The sequence below is a fragment of the Bacillota bacterium genome, assembly GCA_030019365.1.
In the GTDB taxonomy this organism is placed as follows: domain Bacteria; phylum Bacillota; class Sulfobacillia; order JACIYH01; family JACIYH01; genus JACIYH01.
Window position 1 is genome coordinate 1 of record JASEFA010000027.1, and the last position, 559, is coordinate 559.

At 51.0% G+C, this 559-nt stretch carries 1 protein-coding gene and 1 tRNA gene; both read right to left on the bottom strand.

Translation table 11 applies throughout. From position 1 onward, the window contains the following. Positions 1–65: 65 nt before the first annotated feature. Positions 66–176, bottom strand: a tRNA-Met gene (locus tag QME70_14055). Continuing rightward, positions 167–559, bottom strand: a 393-nt coding sequence (locus QME70_14060; GenBank protein MDI6895686.1) for a hypothetical protein, incomplete at its 5' end; no start/stop codon positions are given. The genes QME70_14055 and QME70_14060, both read right to left, overlap by 10 nt.

Below are 559 nucleotides of genomic sequence, written 5' to 3' on the forward strand. Positions count from 1 at the left end.
GGCGCTGCGAAGGGCGCGGTGCTGGCCGCGGAGTACCTGTACAAAATCGGTTTGATTAAGTGAAATGGTAGCGGGGGGAAGATTTGAACTTCCGACCTCCGGGTTATGAGCCCGGCGGGCACTCCTGGCTGCCATGAGGGCGAAGTAAGTTGTTTTCTACCCCGCTCTACCCCGCTGCAGGTGGTTTCTCCGCTACCGTAGTAACTTTTGGCTCAGCTGGCTTTAATGCCTTGCGCAGCCAACCGCCTAAAATCGCGCCCAGCCCGGCAAGCGCAATGAGGGAAAAAATTGAGACCAAGGTATCTGCTATCATTACCGCAAAAAATTTTCCGCTGAAATCTGTGAGCGGATATCCAAGATGTAGCGCAGCCACCTTGAACTCGTAATAGGCTTGGGCAAAACACCCATTAATCACAAGTAAAACAGATACCAAACCACCCGCATACATATGTTTTTTCCAGTCTAGCACTTCACGTCCAATGAGGTAGCCAGTTAGAACCCCGGCAACCAAAATCGAGAATATACCAAGGCCAAAGAAGATGAAAAGCATGCCCAAAGC